The sequence below is a fragment of the Miltoncostaea marina genome (genome assembly GCF_018141525.1).
Taxonomy (GTDB): domain Bacteria; phylum Actinomycetota; class Thermoleophilia; order Miltoncostaeales; family Miltoncostaeaceae; genus Miltoncostaea; species Miltoncostaea marina.
Genome location: NZ_CP064655.1, coordinates 1614792 through 1639624, shown reverse-complemented (window position 1 = coordinate 1639624; position 24833 = coordinate 1614792). Strand labels below are relative to the sequence as shown.

General features: G+C 73.4%; 27 protein-coding genes and 1 pseudogene. 19 read left to right on the top strand and 9 right to left on the bottom strand.

Features of this window, described 5'->3' with window-relative positions:
- Positions 1 to 86 precede the first annotated feature (86 nt).
- The 4 genes from ITJ85_RS08235 to ITJ85_RS08220 all read left to right on the top strand — a co-directional run bounded on the left by ITJ85_RS08235 (position 87) and on the right by ITJ85_RS08220 (position 4711).
- Positions 87 to 713 (top strand): redox-sensing transcriptional repressor Rex, encoded by a 627-nt coding sequence (locus ITJ85_RS08235; RefSeq protein WP_217915877.1) that lies wholly within the window; start codon positions 87 to 89, stop codon positions 711 to 713.
- Between the two features lie 55 nt (positions 714 to 768).
- Positions 769 to 1962 (top strand): carboxylate-amine ligase, encoded by a 1194-nt coding sequence (locus ITJ85_RS08230; RefSeq protein ID WP_217915876.1) that lies wholly within the window; start codon positions 769 to 771, stop codon positions 1960 to 1962.
- Complete coding sequence (locus ITJ85_RS08225) at positions 1959 to 2444, top strand: DUF1844 domain-containing protein (RefSeq protein ID WP_217915875.1); 486 nt, start codon at positions 1959 to 1961, stop codon at positions 2442 to 2444. The genes ITJ85_RS08230 and ITJ85_RS08225 overlap by 4 nt, the downstream gene beginning before the upstream one ends.
- A 188-nt stretch (positions 2445 to 2632) precedes the next feature.
- The gene (locus tag ITJ85_RS08220; RefSeq protein ID WP_217915874.1) at positions 2633 to 4711 is read left to right on the top strand and encodes a sodium-translocating pyrophosphatase; all 2079 of its coding nucleotides are present in this window, start codon (positions 2633 to 2635) and stop codon (positions 4709 to 4711) included.
- Between the two features lie 118 nt (positions 4712 to 4829).
- Here the strand turns inward: ITJ85_RS08220 and ITJ85_RS08215 are convergent, their stop codons facing one another.
- Entirely contained in the window at positions 4830 to 5264 is a 435-nt protein-coding gene (locus ITJ85_RS08215; protein WP_217915873.1) for a hypothetical protein, read from the bottom strand.
- Between the two features lie 203 nt (positions 5265 to 5467).
- On the opposite strand from ITJ85_RS08215, the gene ITJ85_RS08210 reads away from it, so the two are divergent.
- On the top strand, positions 5468 to 5932 hold the full coding sequence (locus ITJ85_RS08210; RefSeq protein ID WP_217915872.1) for a hypothetical protein: 465 nt from the start codon (positions 5468 to 5470) through the stop codon (positions 5930 to 5932).
- Positions 5933 to 5993: 61 nt separating this feature from the next.
- Entirely contained in the window at positions 5994 to 6407 is a 414-nt protein-coding gene (locus ITJ85_RS08205) for an RrF2 family transcriptional regulator (protein WP_343233007.1), read from the top strand.
- A 55-nt stretch (positions 6408 to 6462) separates the two neighbouring features.
- On the opposite strand, the gene ITJ85_RS08200 is transcribed toward ITJ85_RS08205, so the two are convergent.
- The 6 genes from ITJ85_RS08200 to ITJ85_RS08175 form a co-directional block, all read right to left on the bottom strand.
- Positions 6463 to 7584: a tyrosine-type recombinase/integrase gene (locus tag ITJ85_RS08200; RefSeq protein ID WP_217915870.1), complete on the bottom strand. Its 1122-nt coding sequence runs from the start codon at positions 7582 to 7584 to the stop codon at positions 6463 to 6465.
- Complete coding sequence (locus ITJ85_RS08195) at positions 7581 to 7949, bottom strand: hypothetical protein (RefSeq protein WP_217915869.1); 369 nt, start codon at positions 7947 to 7949, stop codon at positions 7581 to 7583. Before ITJ85_RS08195 ends, ITJ85_RS08200 begins: the two co-directional genes overlap by 4 nt.
- 14 nt (positions 7950 to 7963) lie before the next feature.
- On the bottom strand, positions 7964 to 8293 hold the full coding sequence (locus tag ITJ85_RS08190; protein WP_217915868.1) for a hypothetical protein: 330 nt from the start codon (positions 8291 to 8293) through the stop codon (positions 7964 to 7966).
- Positions 8294 to 8684: 391 nt separating this feature from the next.
- Positions 8685 to 9902, bottom strand: a complete 1218-nt coding sequence (locus ITJ85_RS08185; protein WP_217915867.1) for an AAA family ATPase — start codon at positions 9900 to 9902, stop codon at positions 8685 to 8687.
- Positions 9899 to 10069, bottom strand: a complete 171-nt coding sequence (locus tag ITJ85_RS08180; protein ID WP_217915866.1) for a hypothetical protein — start codon at positions 10067 to 10069, stop codon at positions 9899 to 9901. Before ITJ85_RS08180 ends, ITJ85_RS08185 begins: the two co-directional genes overlap by 4 nt.
- 519 nt (positions 10070 to 10588) lie before the next feature.
- Entirely contained in the window at positions 10589 to 11338 is a 750-nt protein-coding gene (locus ITJ85_RS08175; RefSeq protein WP_217915865.1) for a helix-turn-helix transcriptional regulator, read from the bottom strand.
- A gap of 140 nt (positions 11339 to 11478) precedes the next feature.
- Here ITJ85_RS08175 and ITJ85_RS08170 point away from each other — a divergent pair, with 140 nt between their 5' ends.
- The 11 genes and pseudogenes from ITJ85_RS08170 to cysK all read left to right on the top strand — a co-directional run bounded on the left by ITJ85_RS08170 (position 11479) and on the right by cysK (position 22572).
- Entirely contained in the window at positions 11479 to 12699 is a 1221-nt protein-coding gene (locus tag ITJ85_RS08170; RefSeq protein WP_217915864.1) for a phage major capsid protein, read from the top strand.
- A 283-nt stretch (positions 12700 to 12982) separates the two neighbouring features.
- On the top strand, positions 12983 to 13414 hold the full coding sequence (locus ITJ85_RS08165) for a hypothetical protein (protein ID WP_217915863.1): 432 nt from the start codon (positions 12983 to 12985) through the stop codon (positions 13412 to 13414).
- A gap of 93 nt (positions 13415 to 13507) precedes the next feature.
- Complete coding sequence (locus ITJ85_RS08160; protein WP_217915862.1) at positions 13508 to 16342, top strand: peptidoglycan DD-metalloendopeptidase family protein; 2835 nt, start codon at positions 13508 to 13510, stop codon at positions 16340 to 16342.
- 212 nt (positions 16343 to 16554) lie between these two features.
- Positions 16555 to 17250 carry an Ntn hydrolase family protein gene (locus ITJ85_RS08155; protein WP_217915861.1) on the top strand — a complete coding sequence of 232 codons (696 nt, stop codon included), beginning with the start codon at positions 16555 to 16557 and terminating at the stop codon, positions 17248 to 17250.
- A 190-nt stretch (positions 17251 to 17440) separates the two neighbouring features.
- Entirely contained in the window at positions 17441 to 18763 is a 1323-nt protein-coding gene (locus tag ITJ85_RS08150) for a sensor histidine kinase (RefSeq protein WP_217915860.1), read from the top strand.
- A gap of 27 nt (positions 18764 to 18790) precedes the next feature.
- Positions 18791 to 19081 (top strand): annotated as a pseudogene (locus ITJ85_RS17360) (response regulator); the annotation flags it as partial.
- A gap of 6 nt (positions 19082 to 19087) precedes the next feature.
- The gene (locus ITJ85_RS17355) at positions 19088 to 19444 is read left to right on the top strand and encodes a response regulator transcription factor (RefSeq protein WP_281412244.1); all 357 of its coding nucleotides are present in this window, start codon (positions 19088 to 19090) and stop codon (positions 19442 to 19444) included.
- A 48-nt stretch (positions 19445 to 19492) separates the two neighbouring features.
- Positions 19493 to 19921, top strand: a complete 429-nt coding sequence (locus ITJ85_RS08140) for a hypothetical protein (RefSeq protein WP_217915858.1) — start codon at positions 19493 to 19495, stop codon at positions 19919 to 19921.
- Positions 19922 to 20010: 89 nt separating this feature from the next.
- Positions 20011 to 20520: a hypothetical protein gene (locus ITJ85_RS08135; RefSeq protein WP_217915857.1), complete on the top strand. Its 510-nt coding sequence runs from the start codon at positions 20011 to 20013 to the stop codon at positions 20518 to 20520.
- Positions 20521 to 20633: 113 nt separating this feature from the next.
- Complete coding sequence (locus ITJ85_RS08130; RefSeq protein WP_217915856.1) at positions 20634 to 21623, top strand: adenosine kinase; 990 nt, start codon at positions 20634 to 20636, stop codon at positions 21621 to 21623.
- A gap of 19 nt (positions 21624 to 21642) precedes the next feature.
- Complete coding sequence (cysK, locus tag ITJ85_RS08125; RefSeq protein ID WP_217915855.1) at positions 21643 to 22572, top strand: cysteine synthase A; 930 nt, start codon at positions 21643 to 21645, stop codon at positions 22570 to 22572.
- Positions 22573 to 22596: 24 nt separating this feature from the next.
- Here cysK and ITJ85_RS08120 read toward each other — a convergent pair whose 3' ends face one another.
- Complete coding sequence (locus ITJ85_RS08120; protein WP_217915854.1) at positions 22597 to 23211, bottom strand: GNAT family N-acetyltransferase; 615 nt, start codon at positions 23209 to 23211, stop codon at positions 22597 to 22599.
- 55 nt (positions 23212 to 23266) lie between these two features.
- On the bottom strand, positions 23267 to 23488 hold the full coding sequence (locus ITJ85_RS08115) for an NIL domain-containing protein (protein WP_281412243.1): 222 nt from the start codon (positions 23486 to 23488) through the stop codon (positions 23267 to 23269).
- Positions 23489 to 23541: 53 nt separating this feature from the next.
- On the opposite strand from ITJ85_RS08115, the gene cysE reads away from it, so the two are divergent.
- Entirely contained in the window at positions 23542 to 24324 is a 783-nt protein-coding gene (gene cysE / locus ITJ85_RS08110; RefSeq protein WP_217915853.1) for a serine O-acetyltransferase, read from the top strand.
- Between the two features lie 60 nt (positions 24325 to 24384).
- The gene (locus ITJ85_RS08105; RefSeq protein WP_246496381.1) at positions 24385 to 24801 is read left to right on the top strand and encodes a nitroreductase/quinone reductase family protein; all 417 of its coding nucleotides are present in this window, start codon (positions 24385 to 24387) and stop codon (positions 24799 to 24801) included.
- Positions 24802 to 24833: the final 32 nt, after the last annotated feature.

Sequence of the window (24833 nt, the reverse complement as noted above, 5' to 3'; positions counted from 1 at the left end):
CGCTTGTGCTCTTGCGGACGACCGCCGCCGGGGCGTAGATTGACCAAGCTGTCACAAAGTCCTCGCGTCCAAGGGAATCCGGGCCCATGGCCACCGATCGTCTGACGCTGGGGGTCGCCGCACGCCTCTCGCGCTATCTCCAGGTCCTGACCCAGGCCAAGAAGATGGGCAAGACCAGCATCTCGTCGCAGGCGATCTCCGAGTACACGAACGTCAATCCGACGCAGATCCGCCGCGACCTGTCCGGCTTCGGCAAGTTCGGCAAGCGGGGCGTCGGGTACGACATCGACTCGCTGATCGAGCAGATCCGCAAGATCCTGCGCACGTCGGGCCAGCACAACATCGCCCTGTTCGGCGCCGGCAACCTCGGCGCCGCCATCGCCACCTCGGGCGTCTTCGCCGACCACGGCTTCCGCATCTCCGCGATCTTCGACGTCGACCCCGAGCGCGTTGGCACGACGCTCGCCGACATCCCGGTGCGTCACTACCGGGAGCTGCCCGACGTCGTGGCCGGCGACGACGGGGTGATGGTCGGCGTGCTCGCCGTGCCGGGCGCGGCCGCCCAGGAGGTGGCCGACGACCTGGTCGCCGCGGGGGTGAAGATCATCTTCAACTACTCGGACGCCCTGCTCACCGTGCCGTCCGACGTGACCGTGCACACCTCGAGCCCCGCGGTCGAGCTGCTGCACGCGCTGTACTTCTACCTCTCCTGACGGGGGTCCCGGCGGCAGGTCGGGGGCCGGCGGGGCGTTGCTAGACTCGCCCTGGATGGCCCACGGCGACTCCCTTCCCGGCGTCCTGTCCGGCGCGCGCGAGCGGTTCGAGGAGTCGACCGACTTCACGATCGGCATCGAGGAGGAGTACCAGCTCCTCGACCCGGCGACGCTCGCGCTGACGAACCGCTACGAGGAGCTTATGGCGGCCGCCGAGGAGCCGCTGCGCGGGCGCCTGGCGGGCGAGCTGATCGCGAGCGAGGTGGAGTTCAAGACCCGCGCGCACGCCACCTACGCCGACGCGGGTCGCGAGCTGGTGGAGGGCCGGCTGGCCACGCTGGCGCTCGCCGACCGGCTGGGCATCGCGCTCGGCGTCTCGGGCGTCCACCCGTTCAGCCCCTGGCAGGAGCAGCGCATCATCGACACGCCGCACTACCGGCGCGTCGAGGGCGAGCTCGGGTACATCGCGTGGACCAACAACACCTGGTCGCTGCACCTGCACGTCGGCGTGCGCGGGGCCGACCGCGCCGTGGCCGTCTCGACCGCGATGCGCAGCGTGCTGCCCGAGCTGCTCGCCCTGTCGGCCAACAGCGCCGTCTACCTGGGACGGGCCACCCGGCTGCACTCCACGCGCACCCAGGTCTTCACGAAGAGCTTTCCGCGCTGCGGCGTGCCCGACCCCTATCGCGACTGGGACGAGTACGCGGCCTTCGTCGGCATGCTGGAGCGCACCGGCTCCATCGTGGAGGGCACGCAGATCTGGTGGAGCGTGCGGCCGCATCTGAGCTTCGGCACCGTCGAGGTGCGCATCTGCGACGGCCAGACCGAGATGGCCGACGCGCTCGCCCTGGGGGCGATGGCGCTCGCCTGCGTCGCGGCCTTCGCCGCCGACGCGGACGCGGGCCGGCCGCTGCCCGCGCACCCGACCGGCCTCATCGAGGAGAACATCTGGCGCGCCCAGCGCAACGGACTGGAGGGCAGGCTCATCGATCTCGACCGCGGCATCGAGCGTCCGACGACGACGGCCATCGAGGAGCTGATCGACTGGTCGGCCCACGTGCACGGCCCCCTCGGCATCGAGCCCCACATCGCCGGCGTGCGGCGCATGCTGGCCGAGGGCAACGGGGCCATGCGGCAGATCGAGCGGCTGGAGGCGCTCGGCGACCCGCGCGCGATGCACGCCGAGAACGTCGAGCGCACCCGCCGCTCGGCCGAGGAGGTCGTGGCGACCCCCGCGGGGGCGGCATGAGCACCGACCAGCCGCAGGGCGCCGGCGCCGCGCCCAGCCCGGAGGAGCTCGCGGCGATGATGGCCGAGCGGCTCGCGCGCACGCCGGTGCGGGACGTGCTGCTGCAGTCGATGGCGACGTTCATCGACATGGCGGGCATCCGGCTCGGCATGGGGCCGACGCGCGACGAGGCCCGCGACCTGACCCAGGCCCGCCAGGCGATCGAGGCCCTGCGCGCGCTGCTCGAGGTGGCCGAGCGCGAGCTCGGCGCCGCGCAGGTGCGGCCGTTCCGCGAGCCGCTGGCCGTGCTGCAGATGGCGTACGCCCGCGCCGTGGAGGAGCCGCCCGCCGGCGGCGACCAGGGTGGCGGCACCCCGCCGCCCGGGGCCGGATCGCCGCCGCCCGGGGGCGAGGCGCCTCGGGGCCGGCCGGCGCCCGACCCGGCGTCGCGCCTGTGGGTGCCGCCGGGCACCCCGAGGCCGGGGGGCGGCGCCGCCACCTGAGCCCACGGCCCGCCGCGGCGGGCCGTGGACGCGCGTGATGATCGGCACAACGTCCGGGGCGGTGTGGTAGAAAACCGCCGCGTACGGCGCAGCGTTCTCCCGTCGAGGCGCGAGCCACAGCAAAACCGGAGCGTCTCGGCCCGGTGGGCCGGGGTGTGCGCTCGCCAACCGATCTCGGAGGGAGCGACGTGGCCGACTTCTTGTCGGACAACACAACATGGCTCGCTGTGGTCATCGGCCTGCTGGCCGTTGCCTACGGCATCGGGCTCACGGTCTATCTCCTCAAGCAGCCGACCGGCGACGAGCGCATGCGCGCGATCGCGAAGGCGGTGCAGGAGGGCGCGCAGGCCTACCTCACGCGCCAGTACACGATCATCGCCGGCGTCGCCGCCGTCCTCTTCGTGCTCATCGGCCTCCTCGGCGAGGCGGTCGACTCGAACCTGCTGGGGTGGAAGGCGGCGATCGGCTTCCTGATCGGCGCCGTGGCCTCGGCCGCGGCCGGCTTCATCGGCATGAACGTCTCGGTGCGCACCAACGTGCGCACGGCCGAGGCCGCCAAGCACGGCCTCTCGCCGGCCCTCGGGGTCGCGTTCAAGGGCGGCGCCGTGACCGGCCTGCTGGTGGTGGGCCTCGGCCTGCTGTCGGTGGCCGGCTACTTCCTCGTGCTGGGCGAGGGGTCCGACGACGTCCTGCCGCTCGTCGGCCTGGCCTTCGGCTCGAGCCTGATCAGCGTGTTCGCCCGCCTCGGCGGCGGCATCTTCACGAAGGGCGCCGACGTGGGCGCCGACCTCGTGGGCAAGGTCGAGGCCGGCATCCCCGAGGACGACCCGCGCAACCCGGCGGTGATCGCCGACAACGTGGGCGACAACGTCGGCGACTGCGCCGGCATGGCGGCCGACCTGTTCGAGACCTACGCGGTCACCACCGTGGCGGTCATGTTCCTCGGCTCGCTCTTCCTCGCCGACTTCGCCAACGCGCTGATCTACCCGCTCGCCCTGGGCGGCGTGTCGATCATCGCGTCGATCATCGGCACCTGGTTCGTGCGGGTGGGGCCGAACGGCTCGGTCACGGGGGCCCTCTACACCGGGCTCGGCGTCGCCGCGCTGCTCGCGATCGCGGGCTTCCTGCCGGTCACCTACTGGCTGATGGACGGCGCCGAGGTGGTCGAGGGCGCCGGCGAGTGGCTCGACTACTTCTGGTGCGCGGTCATCGGCATCGGCGTGACCATCGCCCTCGTGGCGATCACGGAGTACTTCACGGGCACCCTGTGGCCGCCGGTGAAGAAGATCGCGCGGGCGTCGGAGACCGGCGACGCGACCAACATCATCGCCGGCCTCGCCGTCGGCCTGAAGGCCACCGCCGCGCCGATCGTGGTGATCGGCCTGGCGATCGCGGGCTCGTACGAGCTCGGCGGCTTCTACGGCATCGGCGTGGCCGTGATGGCGATGCTCTCGATGGCGGGCGTGGTCGTGGCGCTCGACGCCTTCGGCCCGATCACCGACAACGCCGGCGGCATCGCCGAGATGGCCGAGCTGCCCGAGGGCGTGCGCGCCATCACCGACCCGCTCGACGCGGTCGGCAACACCACCAAGGCCGTGACGAAGGGCTACGCGATCGGCTCGGCCGGCCTGGCGGCCGTGGTGCTGTTCGTCTCCTACGTCGAGGAGCTGGGGGCGGTCATCGACCCCGGCACGGTGGTCGACTTCAGCCTCATCAACCCGTTCATCGTGATCGGGCTGTTCATCGGCGGCATGATGCCGTTCCTCTTCGCCGCCTACTCCATGGAGGCGGTCGGCAAGGCCGGCGGGCAGGTGGTGGAGGAGGTGCGCCGCCAGTTCCGCGAGCACCCCGGCATCATGGAGGGCACCGAGCGGCCGGACTACGCCCGCTGCGTGCGCATCGTGACCGCCTCGGCGCAGCGCGAGATGCTGCTGCCGGCGGCGATCCCGATCCTGTTCCCGATCGTCACCGCGTTCATCTTCGGGGTCAGCAACGGCCGCGAGATGCTCGGGGGCCTGCTGCTCGGCGTCATCGTGACCGGCATCTTCGTCGCGATCTCGATGACCTCCGGCGGCGGCGCCTGGGACAACGCCAAGAAGATGATCGAGGACGGCCACCACGGCGGGAAGGGCTCCGTCGCCCACAAGGCGGCGGTGACCGGCGACACGGTCGGCGACCCCTACAAGGACACCGCCGGCCCGGCCGTCAACCCGATGATCAAGGTGGCGAACATCGTCGCCCTGCTCATCATCCCGTTCCTGGACTGACCCCGGGGCGGGACGCGGGGATCGCGAGGGCGCCGTCCGACCGGCGCCCTCGCCGTTTCCGGGCGGGTGCCGCGGCCGAAGGGGGAAGGGGACGGCCGCGGCGCCCCGGTCGGACCCCCTACCAGTCGGCCCCCGTGATGCGCTCCTCGTCCGGGGCGATCGCGGCCACGGCGAGCGCCAGGCCGGCGCGGGCGAGCAGCCGCCGCGCCTCGGCGATGCGCTGCTCGTGGTCCCACGGCGAGGCCACGAGCACGACCCGGGGCTCGATGCCGTGGTCGGTCAGCGCGCGCAGGCGCGCGAGCGTCGAGCGCCGCACGAGCGTCTCGGGCAGCTCCACCTCGAAGCAGAGCGGCGGCCGCACGCCCTCGCGCTCGCAGTGGACGTCGGCCGGCTGCCCGGCCGTGGCCGGCGGGGCGTCGAAGCCGGGGCTGCCGACCGCGTGCACCCTCCAGGGCGTCCGGGAGGCCAGGTCGCGGGCCAGGGCCGCCACCCCGGCGTCGTGCTGCGCGAGGCGGGTCCTGAAGTCGGCGAGCCAGGCGTCGTACGTGTCCATCGGATGACCCCGCTGGCGGAGGCGGCCTGTTCCGCCGGTGACGCTACCGGTGGGGTCGGACGGCACGGCCCCCCACCACCGGCGGGGGGCGCCCCGGCCCGTCGGGGTGCCCCGCTAGACTGGCCGGTGTCCGCCCGGAGCCCGGTGAAGGAGCACAGACAGATGGCCGCATCACCACGCCCCGCCCACGCATCGCGCGACCGGTGGCGCTGATGGCCGGCGCGGCCAAGGCCAGCCGCAGGCTGCCGCGCGTCCCGAACGCCGACCGCCCGCGGGACGACGAGACGATCCTCAAGCGCTCGGGCGCCGACCTGCAGAACGGCTGGCTCTCCCGCCACGGCGAGCTGTACGCGACCGACGACCGGCTCGTGTTCGTGCCGACGATCCTCGACACGATCATGCGCGCCAAGCGGCGCGAGATCCCGCTCGACGACATCCTCGAGGTCGAGCGCTTCCCGCGCTCGCCGGGCGACATGCCCGAGGGCGGGCGCAGACCGCGCCTGCTCCTGCACACCTCGGAGTGCGTCTACGAGTTCATGGTCGGCGACCTCGACGCCTGGATCGACTCCCTCGAGCGCATCTACCAGCGCCGCGTCAAGGCGGGGAAGCCGCACGAGCCGACGTTCACGCGCGAGGGCTACGTCAACGTGCTGCTCGACGACGCCTGATCGCCCGGCGGGGGTTCCTCCGCTAAACTCCCGAACAGGTCCAGGTTTCCGGGAGTTCACCCTGATCACGATCACCGAGAAGAGCCGCTCCGCGGTGCTCGCGCTCACCGAGCTGGCGCAGCGTGGCTCCGGCGGGCCCGTGCCGATCATGGAGGTCGCGGAGGCCCGCGGCATCCCGCTCCACTTCCTGGAGCAGCTCTTCGCCGGCCTGCGCCGGGCCGGGGTGCTCGGGAGCCAGCGGGGCGTGAAGGGCGGCTACTCGTTCCGCCGCCCGCCGGCCGAGGTGACGATCCTCGAGGTCGTCGAGACGGTCGACGGCCGCATCACCGCCCCGCCCGACGCCGACGCCAACGGCTCGGGCTTCGTCTGGACCGCCGCCCGCGCCGCCCTGGCCGAGCTGCTCGAGGGGCTCACCATCGCCGACATGGTCGAGCGCGAGGCGCGGGCGCAGGACGCGCCCATGTTCCACATCTGAGGTAGCCCCTGCAAACGGGCTACTTCCCGGGCGCCTTGGACCAATCGTGGACCAATCAGGGGCCGCCGGCGCCCTCGAGGAACGCCTCGAGGCGCTCACCGGCGGTGCTGCGCTCGGCCGGCAGGGCGTGGCCGTAGCGCTTGAGCACGAGCGTCGGGTCCGCGTGGCCGAGCAGTTCGGCGACCGCGTGGACGGTGAGGCCGCTGGCGAGCCACCACGTCGCCGCAGAGTGCCGCATCGAGTGGATGGTCGGCAGGGGGGCGGGGAGGACGGTGCGGACCCGTCCGAACGCTTCCCGGGGGTCGAACGGGAACACTCGCTCGTCGTCGCCTGGCCGACCGACCGCGAGCCGGTAGCGCCGCATCCGTGCGGCCACCTGGGCGCCGATCGGGACCTCGCGCCCCTTCCCTGACTTCGTGGGCCCCGTCTCGCGGGTGCGCAGGTTGAAGGACGCCCGGACCATCACCTCGCGCGCCTCGAGGTCCACGTCGGCCCATCGGAGCGCGAGCAGCTCACCCCGGCGCGCCCCCGTGGCGAGCCCCAGGTCCACGAAGGCTCCGATGCGCGGGTGCCCGTCCGCGTCCGCGGCATTGCGTAGCGCCCGCCCCTCGTCGGGCGTCAGGAACCGGATCGGCCGCGCCTCCTCGCCGGCGGCCGGGGGGCGCACCCCGGCGCACGGGTTGACCGGGATGACCTCGTGCTCCACCAGGCGCCGCATAGCCGGTCGCAGCGCGTCCAGCGCCAGCCGGGCGGTCGTGGGGCTCGTGTCGGCCTCCAGTTCCTCGAGCCAGCGGCGGACGGTCCCCGCGGTGAGGGCGCCGACCGGCAGGCGACCGAGGTAGGGAAGGACGTGCAGCCGTAGGCGGTACTCGCAGGTATGGACCGACGACTCCCGGTAGCGACGGCCGCTACGTGTCCGCACGGTGCCGCGTAGGGCGCCGACGGCCCACTCGCGGCACGCATCGAGGACAGTGATCGGCTCCGACGTCACCAGCGGGGTCGCGTCCTCCTCGAATACCGGCGCCACGTCGGGAGGCGCCCCGCCTCGCTCGAGGGCCGCGATGACGCTGTGGCGCCACGCCTGCGCCTCGGCGAGCGAGGGAAAGGTGCGGGTCAGGTTGACCCCGCGGCGGCGCACCCGCGCCCGGAACGCGCCGCCGCGGGCGTCGATCGTCATGCGGAAACCGCCTTCTCGGCCTCGGTGAGGGCAGCGAGGACGGCCTCCGCGAGGGCGATCTCCTCACGCTGTCGCGCGCGGTCGTCGTCCTCGGCGGCTAGCTCTCCGCGCTCGTCCTCTTCGTCGATCCATCGGATCATCTGCCTGTTCGCCGCGATCAAGCGGCGGGCCGAGCGCTCGATCGCGGCGCCGACCGCGAGCATGTCCCACCAGTCCGGCTCCGCGCGAGCGCGCAGCCACCCCAGCACGAGGCCGGCGTCGGCGAACTCGGCCACCAAGGCGGTCGAGTCGTGGAACGAGTTCTCGACCAGGGTGGCAGCGGGGTCGCGCAGGGCGATGAGCAGCATCCGCTCGAGGTCGGCCATGGATGGGCGCGACGTCATCGGACCGCCTCCATGTACTCGAGCAGGGACTCGGCCGCCTCGAGCTGCGATCGCAACGACGACGTGTCCCAGCTCCCGTCCGAACCGTCGAGAGTCTGCCGGTTCTCCTCGCGCACGAACTCGGCGCAGGCGAGCACCGACCGCAGGTTCTCGCCGCGCAGCTCAACAGGGGAGAACTTCCGATCCGCGAGATACAGCGACATGCAAGCGTGAAGCGCGACGCTGATCCATTCCGGCCGGAGCTGGCAGCCGGCGGCAAGTTCGCCCACCGTCGTTGCGGCGGTGCGCGCGACGACCTCGATGGTCGCGCTCGTGGGGGTGGTCATCGTTCCTCCTCTGATCGGTTGGCCGAGGAGGTCGACGAGGTCGCCAAGGGAGCCTGCGGGGTCGCGTAGGCTCTCGATGCGGCCTGGAGTTCGCGCTCCCGGCTGCCACGGGGTCGGCGGCTCCCACCGCGCGGCCCCACTTCTGTTTCCGGCCGAACGTCCCACAGGCGCGCGCCGCGGGCAAGCTGGACCCCCTGACCGATCGGGGGGCGACCATCGGTTAGGGGCGTGGCGTGGGCCCGGAGGGCTCGCCGGACCTCGGACTCATCGACGTAGTGCCGGCCATCGAAGGTCACGACAGGGACGCCGAGAGCCGCGAGCCGCTTCCGAGCCGTCCGCGGGTCTCGGCAGCCGACGAGCGGGGCGGCTTGGGCGAGGGTCAGGAGGGCGCTCATCGGCCGCCCTCCGGGCCGGGCCGGGGGCCACCGCCCCCGTATAGGGGGGCGGATGGCCCGCCCGGGCCAGATTCCCACTTGGCCCGGGCCATGGCCCACCCCCTACGGAATGTGCCGTTATCCCGCTCCACGCCTAGGATCTCGGCACACCGGGTCTGTGTGACCTCCGGGTGTTGGCCCATGACTTGGCCCACCCTTTCGGCCATCTCCGCGACCTTGCTTTGGCCCACCCCCTCCGCGGCGAGCTTCAGCGCCCACTGCGGAGACTCCCGGAGGTCTATCTCGAAGGTGCCGAGGCGCCGCCCGCTCGAGCGTCTGTGCCAGCCCGGACGGTCCTTATGACACTTGATCGCCACGGACGCGAACGGCCGATCCCGCGTCATGGCCTCGCCCACCAACTCGACGCCGAACGCGACATCGACGCCGCTCAACTTGCGCTCCGAGCCGATCGAGTACCGCCCGCGGTTCTCGGAGTTCTTCGGCAGGTGGTCCACGATCAGCGTCGCGACCCCGCGCCGATGGAAAGCGCCAACCACGAGCCGCAGGAAGTCCTCGATGTCGTCCGTGGCGAGGTTGGACAGACCCTGCAGCCGGAGCGCAGGGTTGAGGGCGTCGATGACCGCCAGCACCACGGCGTGATCCCTGACGAGGCGAGCGACGATCCGGTCGGCCTCCGGGTCGAAGCGCGTCTCGGGAGCGATGTAGAGCACGTGCTCGCGCACAAGACGCTCGGGCACGCCCAGGTCGTCGCGCAGGCGCTCCATCACGGACGCCTGCCCCATGTCGTCGGCGTCCACGAACACCGCGAAGAGGCCCTCGCGGGCCACTTCGGCGACCGCGGCGAGTGCCAACCACGACTTCATCGTCTCGGACTCGCCCGAGACGATGTGCCGCTTGCCGGCGTAGAGCAGGGCGCCGGTTTCCCCGCTGAGGATCGACGGAGGCGGCGGAGGCGCGAGCGCCGCATCCCAGTCGAGGGCCGGCTCCCATGAGCTGAGTCCTTCGACCGCCTTGGGTCGCTGGGCGGCCGCCTCGTACTTTTCCATGGCGGCCGCCGCGATCGCCCGCGGCGTCTTGATCTCGATCGGCGGCTCGTCGAACTCGATCAGGCGCCGGTTCATCAGCCGGCGCTCTTCCTCGGTGAACAGCTTCTCGTTGTCGCGGGTCCACGCATCGAGGAGCGCGTCGGCCCGGTAGCCGTCCTCGCGGTTCACAGCCCGACCTCGAGCTGCAGGTCGGCGACGTGCGCGCGCAGCTCGTCGACCTCGCGCTCGAGCTCGAGGGCGGCGTACCACATGTGGACAATCCACTCGCACGCGCGCTCAGGGTCATGCGCGAGCTCGGCGGCCAGGACGTCGGGCGGCGGCGGAATCGGTATCAAGGCGCCACCTCCGCCCGCTCGAGCGCCTCAAGCAGCGCCCGCAGGACCGTCACCCGCCGGGAGGGGCGCATCGCATCGCTGCGGCGCTCAGAGCGACACCCCCTAGTCAGGTCGCTCGCAGTCCGTACGGGTTCCGGGGGCGAGTCGTCGTCGGGCCCGCGCGGGACCTTGCGCGTGGACGTCTGCCGGCGCCGCGGCCGGCGTGACCGGGTCGAGCAAGCGGGGCGCCGGGCGTTGCGTGGCCGCGGCGTGCCCGCCAGCTGCACCATGCGCACGATCTCCGGGGCGGCGTGCTTGCGGAGCAGGGCGTGGCACGCCTCGACCGCTTCGGTGACGGTGATCTGACCGAAGCGGGCCGCGGTACCGAACCACCGCGCTTCTGTCGCGGCTGCTCGGCGCAGCGTGTCGGCGCCGATGCTGCTGCTACTCTTCGTATGCGGAGCCATCACGGTCCTTTCGAGCAGGATCGAGCGAGGGGCGCCCAGCGCAGGGGCGCCTTTCGCGTTTCTGGGGCGGGGTCTACTTGGGGTAGCTGAACTCCTTGACGACGTCCTCCAGGAGGCCTGTAAGCACCTTGAGGCGACGCGCCGCGTCGGCGGCCTCCGCGCTTAGGTGGTCCGCCTTGTCGAGCCGGCGGGTCCGCTCGTACTGACGCGCCGCCAGGTAAACGAGCCCGCCCTCGTTGCGAAACTGCTCGTTGATGGTCAGGGCGACCTCTACACGTGGCTTCGTCAGCTCCGCGTCCTGCATGATGAGCTCGAGATCGACCAGGGCCATGAACTTCTCGCCGGCCGCGTCGATCACGAGCGATCCCTCGTGCTCCACGAGGTCGAGCGGCACGCCGAGCGAGTCAGCGATCCACCGCTCGAGGATCTCTCGCGAGAAGGGGGCGACGAAGGTCTCGGCTGCCGGCCAGCCCGACATGCCGAGCGCGGCACGGCGTGCCTGTGCCTCCGCCGGGTCGGACCAGGCCAAGAGGTGGCCGGCGAGGTCGATCAGGCCCCTGGTGCTCGCGAGCGCCCAGAGGAGTTCAGTCTCAAGGTCCTCAACCTCTACGCCCAGCGCAGCGGCGAGCTTCTCGGCTGTCTCCTGGTCGAGTTCGGTGACCTCGCCCCGCTCAAGGCGCCGAAGGTGTTGGCGGGCCGCGTCGAGGCCTTCGTTCGCCTTGGCACGGGTCACGAGCGGGCGCAGCGCGGGCGCGACGGCCCGTTCGCTGAGGCCGGCCCGCTGTCTCAGGGCTGCAAGCGTTCGCCCCCGGACCTTCACCATGACTGTCTCCTCGGAGTAGGAAGCGGCCTACTTCTACCAGTGGTAACAATGCCGCGCAAGGGTGACGACAGAGTCGCCCGCGCTCAGTGCTACCATCGGGCGCGTGTGACCGGTCCCGCCCCCCTCCATGGAGCGCTTCCATGAACCCCGCCCTCACCGCACCCCCGGACCCCGTGCGCGACGAGCTCCGCGCCGATGTCGATCGACTGACCAACGAGGCAAAGGAGAGGTGGGCCGCGTTCGCCAAGCGTCGTGGCGAGGTGAACGCGGATCTCACCCCTGAGCAGCTCGCCGCGGAGATCAAGAGCGGCGGCAGCCCCGAGTTCAAGGAGCTGCACGAGCTGCACGCCGCCTTCGAGGCCTCCTCAAAGATGGCCGAGCAGGCGCAGGAGCGGTGGATCGCCCACCTCGAGGGCGGCAGCCGTGCCGCCCGGCCGGCGCCCGGTCAGGACCTCGCCAAGAGCGTCATCGAGAACTTCCGCGGCACCAACGGCCAGGTGGGCGCCAAGGCGCTCCTCGCCGGGACGGCCGTCGCGACGCTGCCGGGCTTCTTCGACGACGCGCTGCGCCTGCTCCCCCAGGCCGGCACCTTCCTGCGCAGCCTCGTGCAGGTGAAGCCGGCCGACGGCCCCCAGATCGCCTACCTGCAGCAGACGGTCGCCACGCACAACGCCGCGGCGGTCGCGCCCACCGGCGGGGCGCAGAAGCCGACGTCGATCTACACCATCGACCAGCAGACGACGCCAGCCGTCTGGATCGCCCACCTCACCGAGCCGATCGACCGCGCCATCCTGCTCGACTGGCAGCAGGCGCAGTCCTTCATCCAGTCGCAGATGATCCTTGGCGTGCTGCTCGAGCTCGACGCGCAGATGCTCTCCGGGGACGGCACGGCACCCGACTTCGAGGGCATCCTCACCAACGCGAACATCAACACCGCGGCGCGGGCCACCGGCGAGACGTACGCCGACGCGATCCACCGCGGCATCACCGAGATCCGGCTCGACCACATCGAGCCCGAGGCGGTCGTCATCCACCCGAGCGACCTCGAGGTGATGCGGCTCGACAAGACCTCGGACGGGGCCTACCTGGCCGGCCCGATGACCGAGGGCGAGTTCGGCGCCATCTGGGGCAAGCGGGCGGTCCCCTCGACGGTCATCCCGGAGGGCACGGCGCTGGTCGGCGCGTTCCGCCAGGGCGCGACGCTCTACGAGGTAGACCCGGTGCGCTTCGAGGTGAGCGACCAGCACTCGGACCTGTTCGGCAAGAACCAGGTCGTCGGGCGCGCCGAGCTGCGAGCCGGCTTCGGCATCGACTACCCCGAGGCCTTCTGCAAGGTCGACCTGACCGAGCCGGCGCCGTGACCTCCTGGGGGCGCGGCGACGCCGGTTTCGTGACCGTGAAGGAGGCGGCCGCCCAGATGGGCGCCTCCGGTTCAGGAATTGAAGCCATGGCCCGAGACGGCGTCCTGCGCTCCGAGCACGTCTGCGGCGTGCTCTACGTGCAGCCGGCGCGGGTCACCGTGAGCGGCGTCAAGGTCGGGGCGGGGGCGGGTCAGATCTCCAGGGCGCCCCAGCCCACACCCCGCTGTCAGGTCGCTTCTGACGGAAACTCGCTCGGACTCCCCCTTCAAAAAGGAAAGCGCCCGTGAGCGACAACGGCTGGAGCCCCTCAACAGAGGAGCACACGTTCGCCTCCGGGCGCGTCGGCACGGTCCGCACGTCGCCGAACATCTACGCGATCTTCTCGGCTGAGGACATCGCGCCGCACCTCACCGACTACTTGGCCGGATCGCTGCAGGATCCCGCGCTGGGCCTGCGCATCAGCGAGGAGATCGTGCGCGCCATGCTCGTCACGCCGCGCCTGCTGCGCGAGGAGGACCCGGACGCCCCGGACGGCGTGCGGTGGATCGACCTGGACCCCTTGGACATCGACGAGCTGCTGTCGCTGTTCATGGAGCGCTCCGAGCGGGCCGCCCGATTTCGCGACGACGCCGGAAGCGGAGACGACGGCGCAGATGGCGCGGGTGTGGAGGACAAGCCCAAGCGCGCTGCTCGGACTAAGACCGGGAAGCGCTGAGGCATGGATCGTCGATCGTGATCTCGCGGCCATGATCGTGGAGCAGGAGCGCGCGGCGGCGGAGGCCGCCCGGCGGGAGCAGGAGCAGGCGTAGTGGCCCGCGGCTCCGGCGGCATCCGCTACTACATCGACGGCGACGCCTCCGGCCTGCAGAAGGCTCTCGGCCAGGCGGAGAGCCGCATCGGCCGGGTGGGCAAGTCGATGGGCATCGCCCTCGGCGCGGCCGCCGCGGCCGGCACGGCGGCCGTCGGCGCCTTCGGCAAGCTCGGCCTGGACGAGGCGCGCGAGCAGGAGGCGGTCGCCGCCCGCACGGCGAACGTCATCAAGACGACAGGCGGCGCGGCCAACGTCACCGCCGCCCAGGTCGAGAAGCTCGCGGCGGCCATCCAGCGCCAGACGGGCTCTGCCGACGACGCGGTCCAGGCGGGGGCGAACATGCTCCTCACCTTCCGCAACATCCGCAACGAGGCGGGCGCCGGCAACGACATCTTCAACCAGACGGTCCGCATCACCAACGACCTGTCGGTCGCGATGGGGACCGACATGCAGCAGGCGTCGATCCAGGTCGGCAAGGCGCTGAACGACCCGGTCCGCGGCATCACGGCGCTCCAGCGGGTCGGCATCACCTTCAACGAGACGCAGCGGGAGCAGATCAAGAACTTCGTCGAGTCCGGCCGCACGATGGACGCGCAGAAGGTCATCCTGCGCGAGCTGGAGGCGCAGTTCGGCGGCGCGGCCTCCGCCGAGGGCGAGAGCACCGAGGCCCTGCAGCAGCTCCAGCGCATGACCGAGGACGCGGCCGAGTCATTCGCCTCGGGCCTGCTGCCAATCATCACCCGCTTCGCCCGGTTCGCCCAGACCGAGCTCATCCCGCGGATCCGCGACGTGGTGAACTTCATTAAGCGCAACTGGCCCGGGATCCGCGAGGCCGCCGCCGACGCCTTCGAGGGCGCGCGCCGGGTCATCCAGCGGGTCATGCGGTGGATCGACGCCAACGTAATGCCGACGATCCGCTCGATCGTCCGCAACGCCCGGCGCTTCTGGGACGAGTTCGGCGACGACATCAACACGGTCTTCCAGTTTGTGCGTCGCACCATCGAGCGCGCCCTGCGGATCATCCGCGGGATCATCGAGACGGTCCTCGCCGTGATCCGCGGCGACTGGGGCAAGGCGTGGCGCTCGCTGCAGGGCGTCGTGCGCGAGGTCTTCGGCGGGATCATGGACTTCATCCGCACGATCCCGCGCCAGGTGCTCGCCCTCGGCAAGGACATCGGCAACGCCATCGTGCGCGGCATCTTGAGCGGCCTGCGGGCGATCGGCGGGCAGATCACCGACTTCATCTGGGGCCTCGTGCCGGGGCCGCTGCGCCGCTTCATCGAGGGCGGCTCCTCGAGCGGCGCCCGGGCGCAGGCGAGCACCTTCGCCGGCTTCGGCGGCGCCGGCGGTGGCGCCCGCGGCCTGTTCCGCCAGATGGGCGGCACCATCCCCGGCCCTCCTGGCGCTGCCATCCCGATCACCGCGCACGCCGGCGAGGTCGTGCTCAACCCGCGCCAGCAGCGCATCGTCGGCATCGACCGGATCATCGCCGCCCTGGTCGCCACCGGCGGCGTCATCGGGGGCGACAGCTTCGCCTCGGGCGGCTGGGTTCACCCTGCACCGGGCACGCGGATCGGCGGCGGTCCCGGCCAGGGCACTCACTCCTACAGCGCCCCGCCGAACAACTGGCAGTCGGACGCCGCATACGACCTCATGGGCAGCGACGGGACCGCCGTCGTCGCCGCCGGCCCCGGGGTCATCGGGGCGATCCGGCCGTTCTCGTCGGATCCCCGCTTCTGGGGCCACGCCGTCTACCTGAACACGAACGGCGTCCAGCTCTACTACAAGCACCTGAAGTCGGTCACCGTGCGCTCCGGCCAGCGCGTCGAGCCCGGACAGGTGCTCGGCTACCTCGGCACGGGCGTCAACGGCGGACCCCACCTCCACCTCGGCTCGACGAGCGTGGGCGCTCTGAGCGCGATGGTGCGTGCCCCGGCGGCGAAGCGAAGCGTGGCCGGTGAGAGCGGCCACGAAACGCCGCAGAGCGAGAAGGCTCCGCCCCTCACGCCACAGCAGCGCCTCGCCCGCGCCTTCAAGGCCGCCGGCGCGGCGAACCCGATGGCAGCCGCACGGAGCATCCTCTCGGCCGGCGCCGGAGACCCCGCGAGCGGCGTGCGCGGTACGTCGCTCTCCGATGCTCAGCAGCGTGGCGTTTCGAGCATCGGTCGAGCAGCGGGGACCCGCGAGCTCGCCAAGGGCGGCGCCGACGCCGTCGCCCGGGCAGCCGAGGCGCGCGAGGACGCAGAGCGCAGCGCCACCAGTATCGCGCTGCAGAAGAACCTCGCCCAGGTGCAGGGGCTCATCCGCAAGTACCAGGACCGCCGCCGCACCCTGTGGGAGCAGATCCAGAAGGTCGGCGGTCGCAAGGACCTGAAGCCGGCACGAAAGCGGGTGCTCATCACGCAGATGCGCGCCGCGCGCAAGCGCCTGAAGGAGGACATCGACGGCCTACGCGAGGTCGAGAAGGCGATCGTCGAGGAGCTGAACGAGATCTTCTACGAGGCCGAGCTCGACCGCCTCGAGGACGCCGAGTCGGCCGGCGCGCCTGAGGGAGACTCGACCGCCGACGCCGGCCCCACGCCGGACCAGCAGGCGCAGATCGACCAGGCCAACGCGCGCGCCGACGCGGCGGAGCAGAGCGCCCGCGCATCCGAGGCGTTCACGAACGCCCTGCGCGGCTCGGGTGACATCGACCAGCCGGGCGGATCGGTCAACGTCTTCATGACCGTCAACGGCGCGGCCATCTACGAGCGGAACCTCGGCGCCGCCGTGGTGGAGGCGATCAACCGCGGCACGACCCGCACCACGTCCGTGGTGACGCTCCGGGCGTAATGGACCAATCGTGGACCAATATGCGCCGCTATGCGTGGTCCTGCTAGCTCGCTTCGATCGGTGAAGGAGCCGTTTTGCAGGAGAAACGCCCGATCGGTCCCGGCGCCCGGGCGATGTTCCACATCTAGCGCGCCGGCGCCGCAGCCCCGCCCCGGTGGATGGGCAGCGCGAGCGGGTAGGGCAGGGTGCGTCCCCGACCGAAAGGGCCCTCCATGACCGTCGTCCTGGCGATCCGGTGCGCCGACGGCCTGGTGATCGCGTCCGACAGCCAGATCACCGACGACGACCGCGGCATGAGCTTCCCCGCCCAGAAGCTCCACGACCTCGGCGACCACGCCGCCTGGGCCGGCAGCGGCGCGCGCGGCGTGCTGAGGGACATCGACGCCGCGCTCACCGCGCGCGCCGACGAGGTGCTCGCCGCCCTGGACATCGGCCACGCGCTCCAGGAGGTGGCGCTGCCGATCCTCCGCCACCACTACGACCACTTCATCCCGGAGATCCCGGGCGAGCCCACGCAGGCGACGCCCTCGGCCTACGTCCTCGCCGCCGGCTACGGCCGCACCGGCCCCTTCATCGTCGAGATCAACCCCAACGGGCTGGTGGGCCGGTACGAGGACATCGGCTTCCACGCGATCGGCAGCGGCGCGGCCATGGCCCAGCAGGCCGGCGCGCTCCTGGCACACTTCCGGATGACCGAGCGCCCGGTCGGCTACGGCGTCCTCGCCGCAGTCCGCGTGATCGAGGCGCTGAGCGTCACCTCGCCCAACGTCGGCTTCGAGATCGACGTCGCCCGCATCACCGAGGCGGGCGCCGAGCACCTCGGCGCCGACGCGATGGCGACGGCCCGGGACGGCGTCGCGCGCTGGATCGCGGCCGAGCAGGAACTGCTCGACGGTCTCCTCGACTGAGCGCCAAGGGGCACCCGCCACCGGATGTCCTCGGGCCCCCTGGCCGAATAGGCGCGATCGACGCACGACGTCGACGCCAATTGGCGTCGCCCCGCGAGCAGGCGCCGTCGGCGCCAATTGGCGTCGACCGCGCGCGTCGATCGCGTCGACTCCCGCGGCCCTCCCTCGGGCCCCGTGTAGCCTCGCCGCCATGAGGGTCGCGGTGGCGGCGGCGGGGCGCGGCCCCTCCGTGCGGGGGGCGGTCGCCCGGTTCATGGTCGCCGGGCTGCTCGCGCTGGCCGCGCTCGCGGCCGGGGGCTTCCTCGTGCTGCGGCCGATCGGGGAGAGGGAGGCGGTCGACGACGCCCGCCGCCTCGCCACGCTGGCCGGACGGGGGGTCGTGGAGCCGGCCCTCACCGACGCGGCGCTCGACGGCGACCCGGCGGCGCTCGAGCGGCTGGACCGGGTCGTGCAGGAGCGGGTGCTCGGGGAGGACGTCGTCCGAGTGAAGATCTGGACGCCCGCCGGGCGGATCGCCTACAGCGACGAGCCGCGGCTGATCGGGCGCCGGTATGGCCTGGGCGCCGACGAGCGGGCGGTGCTGGGCACGGGGGAGACGGAGGCCGAGGTGAGCGACCTGTCGCAGCCGGAGAACGCCTTCGAGCGCGACCAGGGCTCGCTGCTGGAGGTCTACCTGCCGATCCGCACGCCGGGCGGTCGCCAGGCGCTGTTCGAGGCCTACCGGCGCGAGAGCGAGATCACCGCCAGCGGGCGCGAGGTGATCACGGCGTTCGCCCCGGTCATCCTCGGCGCGCTGCTGCTGCTGTGGCTGGTCCAGGTGCCGCTCGCCTGGTCGATGGCGCGCCGGCTGCGGGACGGCATGCGCGAGCGCCAGGCGCTGCTCGAGACGGCGCTCGAGTCGTCGTCGCTCGAGCGCCGGCGCGTGGCCGCCGACCTGCACGACGGCCCGCTGCAGGACCTCGCCGGGCTCTCGTTCGGCCTCGCCGCCGCCGCCAGCCGCGCGCCGGCGGGGACCGACCCGGCGACGGTGGCGGCGCTCAGCGCCGGCGCCGACGCGGCGCGGGAGGGCACCCGCCGACTGCGGGCGGCGGTCGTCGACATCAACCCGGGCCGCCTGCACGACGAGGGCATCGGCGCGGCGCTCGAGGACCTGGCCGCCCCGCTGCGGGCGCGCGGCATCGCCGTGACCGTCGACGTGCCGGCGGGCATGGCCCTGTCCGAGCGCAGCGAGGAGCTGCTCTACCGCGCGGCGGCGGAGGGGCTGCGCAACGCCGCCGCCCACGGCGCGCCGGCGCGGATCGAGGTCCGCGCCGGGGTCGACGACGGGCGCGCCCGGCTGCGCGTGGAGGACGACGGGCACGGGTTCGACGCGGCCACCCGGGCGCGGCGGCGGGCGGAGGGCCACGTGGGCCTCGAGCTCGTCGAGGAGCTGGCGCGACACCTGGGCGGCGCCGCGCGCGTGACGTCGGCGCCGGGGCGGGGCACCGTGCTCGAGCTCGAGGTGCCGGCGTGATCCGGGTGGTGCAGCGACGACCACGCCGTCGTGCGCGCCGGCCTGGCGCAGCTGGTCGGCACGTTCGACGGGGTCGAGGTGACCGCGTCGGCGGGCTCGGCCGCCGAGGCCCTCGCGGCCCTCGCCGCGCGCGGCGCCGACGTCGTGCTGATGGACCTCGAGATGCCCGCGCCCGACGGGATCGAGGCCACGCGGATGATCCGCGAGCGCCACCCGGGGACGGCGGTGGTGATCCTGACCTCGTTCTCGGACCGGGCCCGCATCCTGGCCGCCCTCGACGCCGGCGCGATCGGCTACCTGCTGAAGGACGCCACCCCGGACGAGGTGGAGCGCGGCATCCGGGCGGCCGCCCGGGGCGAGGCGCCGCTCGACCCGCGGGCCGCCAGCGCGCTGCTCGCCAGCCGGTCGGGGCCCGCGACGGGCGCCGCGGCGCCGGCGCCGGCCGGCGCCGCGACCGGCCTGTCGGCCCGCGAGCGGGAGGTGCTCGCGCTGGTCGCCGAGGGCCTGCCGAACAAGCTGATCGCCCACCGCCTGGCGATCAGCGAGAAGACGGTGAAGGCGCATCTCACGAGCATCTTCCGGGCGATCGGCGTCGGCGATCGCACGCAGGCGGCCCTCTGGGCGATCCGCAACGGCGTCGCCGGGGGCCCGGGCGGCGGCGGGCCGGCGGGGGGGTCCTAGGACCGACGTCCGATTGCGGCGGCCGCGGCGGGCGGCGACCCTCGTGGCGTGGGCCGCACCCCGTCCAGCCGGTTGCTCGCCCTGGCCCTCGCCGGCGCGGCGGCCGCCGCGCTCTGTGGCACGGCGCCCGCGGCGGCCCGCGACGACGGGCGCGGCCGGGACGACGACCGCGTGGAGGTGCGCGTGGCGGGCGCCTGCGGGCGCGCGAGCCGGGCGGAGCTGCGCCTGCGCGCCGAGGACGGGCGGATCCGCGCCGACCTGCGCGTGCGCACGCCGACGGCGGGCCGCTGGCGGGTGACCGTCGTCCACGAGCGGCGCCTCGTCGCCCGGGCCCGCGTGCGGGCGACCCGGTCGGCCCGCGGCTTCGCGTTCCGGGTGACGCTGCCCGACTACACCGGCCCCGACGCGGTGCGGGTGCGCGCGGCGGCGCCCCGCGGCGAGACGTGCTCCGCCGCCGCGACCGTCGCCGGGTCGTAGGACAGATGTCCGATTGCCGCCCCGGCCACGGCGGGGCGACCGTGGACCCGCACGGCGCCACCCCGGCGTCACGATCAGGAGGACGCGAGATGCCCACCGCCCCCACCGCCACGCTCCGCGCGGCGTGCGCCGCCGCCATCGCCATCGGCCTGGTCGCGACGGCCCCCGTCGCGCTCGCCCGCCAGGGCGCCGACGACCCGCCCGGCTCCGACGACACCCCCGCCCGCGCCGGGGGCGGCGCCCCCGACGACTCCGCCCGCCGGGGCGGGGACGACGCGGGCCGGCGGGGCGACCGCACGGACGTCCGGGTGCGCGGCGTCTGCAGCGCCACCAGCACGGCGACGCTCAAGCTGAGCCCCGAGAACGGCCCCATCGAGGTCGACTTCGAGGTCGACCAGAACCGCGACGGCCGGCGCTGGGGCGTCGTGATCCGCCGCAACGCCGCGCGCGTGCTGGCCCGCGCGGCGACGACCGCCGCGCCGAGCGGCTCCTTCGAGATGCGCACCGTCGTGGCCCCGGGCAGCCCCCGCACACGCGTCACCGCCGTCGCCCGCGCCCGGCGCGGCGGCGAGGTGTGCCGGGCGGCCGCCGTCATCTGATCGCGCCACCGCCCCCTCCACAGCCTGTGGAGGGGGCGGTGGGAACGTCACCGGCCCGTAACGGATCCCCGCGGGTAGGCTGCCCGGCGGCCACGACGAGGGGAGAGGCGCGGATGGCGCAGGCGGAGTTCGACGTGCTCGGGATCGGCAACGCGATCGTCGACGTGCTCGCGCGCTCGGAGGACGCGTTCCTCGGCGAGCACGGCCTCGCCAAGGGCTCGATGACGCTGATCGACGCCGCGCAGGCCGACGCGCTCTACGACCGCATGGGCCCCGGCGTCGAGGTCTCCGGCGGGTCGGTCGCCAACTCCATCGCCGGCGTCGCCTCGCTCGGCGGCCGCGCCGCCTACATCGGCAAGGTCCGCGACGACGAGCTCGGGCGCATCTTCGCCCACGACATCCGGGCGGCCGGGGTGGCCTTCGACACGCCGCCGGCCGCCGACGGCCCGGGCACGGCGCGCTGCCTGATCCTGGTCACGCCGGACGCGCAGCGCACGATGTCCACGTACCTGGGCGCCTGCACCGGCCTCGGGCCCGAGGACATCGACGGCGAGCGCGTGGCGGCGTCGGCGGTGACCTACCTCGAGGGCTACCTCTGGGACCCGCCGCGGGCGAAGGAGGCCTTCCGCGTCGCCATGGACGCCGCCCACGCGGCGGGCCGGCGCGTGGCGCTGACCCTCTCGGACAGCTTCTGCGTCGAGCGCCACCGCGACGAGTTCCTCGAGCTGGTCGACGGGCGGGTGGACGTGCTGTTCGCCAACGAGGCCGAGATCCGCGCCCTCTACCGCACCGACCTGGAGGCCGCGGTGGCGGCGGTGCGCGGCCGCTGCGAGATCGCGGTGGTGACGCGCTCCGCCGAGGGCTGCCTGGTGGTGACGCGCGACGCGGTCGCCGAGGTGCCCGCGAAGCGCGTGGAGCACGTGGTCGACACCACCGGCGCCGGCGACCTGTTCGCGGCCGGCTTCCTGCACGGGCTCACCAGGGGCGCCCCGCTCGCCGACTGCGCCCGCATCGGCGCCGTGGCCGCCGCCGAGGTCATCTCGCACTACGGCGCGCGCCCCGAGACGCCGCTGCGCGATCTGGCGGGATCGCCGGCGACCTGATGCGGTAGGGTCTCGCGCGGTGCCCATCGCCGACTCCATCACCGAGCTCATCGGCCGGACGCCGATGGTGCGCCTGTCGCGCGTCGCCGGCGGCCTGGGGGCGACGGTCCTGGGCAAGCTCGAGTCGTTCAACCCGGCGGGCTCGGTCAAGGACCGGATCGGCCTGGCGATGATCGAGGCCGCCGAGCGCGACGGCCGGCTGGAGCCGGGGCGCAGCGTCATCGTGGAGCCGACCTCCGGCAACACGGGCATCGCGCTGGCGTTCGTCTGCGCCGCGAAGGGCTACCGCTGCGTGCTCACCATGCCCGAGACCATGAGCGTCGAGCGGCGGACCCTGCTGCGGGCCTACGGCGCCGAGCTGGTGCTCACGCCGGGCGCCGACGGCATGCGGGGGGCGATCGCGAAGGCGCAGGAGATCGCCGCCGAGACCGAGTCGGCGCTCGTGCTGCAGCAGTTCGACAACCCGGCCAACCCGGACGTGCACGCCGCCACGACGGCCGAGGAGATCTGGGCCGACACCGACGGGGCGATCGACATCCTCGTCTCCGGCGTCGGCACCGGCGGCTCCATCACGGGCGTCTCGCGGGTGCTGCGCGAGCGCAAGCCGGGGTACCGGGCGGTGGCCGTGGAGCCCGCCGACTCGCCGGTGCTCTCCGGCGGGGCCCCTGGGCCGCACAAGATCCAGGGCATCGGCGCCGGCTTCGTGCCGGGCGTGCTCGACACGTCGCTCTACGACGAGGTCGTCACCTGCACGGTCGACGACGCCTACGCCACGTCGCGGCGCCTGGCGCGCGAGGAGGGCATCCTCGTCGGCATCAGCTCCGGGGCCAACGTCTGGGCCGCGCTCCAGCTCGCCGCCCGCGCGGAGAACGCGGGGACGACGATCGTGACCTTCCTCTGCGACACGGGCGAGCGCTACCTCAGCACGCCGCTCTTCGGCGAGGCCTGAGGCCCCTCCGGGGCCGCGGCCGCGTCAGGCGCGGCGGATGAGCAGGGTGCGCCGGGCGCCGCGCTCGCGGAAGCCCAGCGCGGCGAGGAAGGCCTGGCCGGGCGTGTCGACCTCCACCAGGGCGGCGAGGTGGGTGCCGCGCGCCTCGCGCACCTGGCGGGCGAGGTCGGCGATCAGCAGCCGGCCGATGCCGCGGCGGCGCGCCTGCGGCACGACGCCCATCCAGTTGATCCACCCCTCGGGCACCATCGCCTGGGCGAAGCCCAGCATGTCGCGGCGGTCGCGCGCGACCGCGAAGGCGTCGAAGCCCTCGGCGGCCTCGTAGCCGGTGGGCTGACCCATCTCGGCGAAGGTCGCCAGGCCGTCCATCGCCATGGCCTCCGCGGCGGTGAAGGCCTCGGCCCACTCGTTGCGGTACGGCTCGACGCTCACGCCGGAGACGTAGGGCGGCGCCGGCAGGCCCTCGACCGCGCGCGCCATGACGGCGACGCGCGCGTAGGGCTCGAATCCCTCGGCGGCGAGGAGGGCGCGCACGGGGTCGTCGTCCGCCACGTCGGCGTCCCAGGGCGGGTCGCCGGCCTGCGCGAGCAGCGCGCGCAGCGACTCGGGACCGTCGGCGCGGAGGCCCTCGAGGCGCATCGCGCGGGCGGTGGGGGAGGGTCCCGGCCGGCAGGACGCCCCGGCGACGGCGACGCTACTCGAGGTACGCCTCCAGGTCGTCGACGCGCACGCCGAGGGACTCCAGGTGGCGCCGCGCCTCGTCGAGGCGCTGCTCGGTGCCCGTGACCTCCATGACGATCCAGCCCGTGTCCTCGCGCACGTCGGCGCGCCGGATGTTGGTCACCACGTCGAAGCGCTTGCCGAGCGTGTAGACGATCGGCTCGCGGATGAGCTGCTCCGGGAACGTGAGCTTCAGTCGCCGGCGCGTCAGGGGGCACCTCCTCGGGGGAGGCTCCTATACTAGCCACCATGGTCCGGCGCTCGCTGCTCGGGCGGCTCGGGGCCGCCAAGCGTTCCCTCGGGCGGGACATCGAGGTCGCGCGCGAGCGCGACCCGGCCGCCACCTCGCTCGCCGAGATCCTGCTCTGCTACCCCGGGCTGCACGCGATCTGGCTGCACCGCGGAGCCCACGCCCTCTACCGGCGCGGCCTGCGCACGCCCGCCCGCGTGGTCAGCCAGGTCGGGCGCGCGCTCACCGGCATCGAGATCCACCCCGGCGCCACGATCGGCCCGGGCTTCTTCATCGACCACGGCATGGGCGTGGTGATCGGCGAGACCACCGAGATCGGCGAGGACGTCACCCTCTACCAGGGGGTCACGCTCGGCGGCACCGGCAAGGACGTCGGCAAGCGGCACCCGACCGTGCGCGACGGGGTCATCGTCGGCACGGGCGCGAGCGTGCTCGGCCCGGTGGAGATCGGCGAGGGCGCGAAGGTGGGCGCCGGCGCGATCGTCATCAAGGACGTGCCCCCGAACACGACCGTCGTCGGCAACCCGGGCCGCGCGGTCGTGGTCGACGGCCAGAAGGTGCGCGACGTGCACCACCCCGACATCGACCACGTGCGGCTGCCCGACCCGGTCGCCGAGGCGATGTCCCGCCTGGTGCGGCGGGTGGCCGAGCTGGAGCGCGACATCGAGCACATGCGGGCCGGCCGCGAGCCCCGCCCGCGCGAGGCGCGCGAGGGCGACCCGCCCGGCGCGCAGGACGAGATCGCCTCCATCCTGGGGCTCAACCCGGGGGCCGGCATCTAGCGCGCCGGCCCTCCCTCTGACACGCTCGCGACTCCGGCGTACGACGAGGGGGTGTGCACCATGGGGATGGACTTCACCGGCTGGAACAGGGCCGTCATCGAGGAGTTCCGGGCCAACGGCGGCCACGTCGAGGAGTTCGCGACCCGCCCGCTCGTCATCCTGCACAGCGTGGGCGCGAAGAGCGGCAAGGAGCGGCTCAACCCGCTCATGCACCTCAAGGAGGACGGCGCGATCGTGGTGTTCGCGTCGCGCGCCGGCGAGGACGCGCACCCCGACTGGTACTACAACGTGAAGGCCAACCCGGAGGTCGAGGTCGAGCTGGGCGACCGCACGGTGCGCGGCCGCGCCGAGGAGGTCACCGGTGACGAGCGCGATCGCATCTGGGAGGAGATGAAGACCAAGTACCCGCAGTTCGCGGAGTACGAGGCGGCCACCTCGCGGGTGATCCCCGTGGTGCGCATCCACCTGCAGGGCTGAGCCGGCCGGGGCGGCGGACCCCTCCGGTAGCA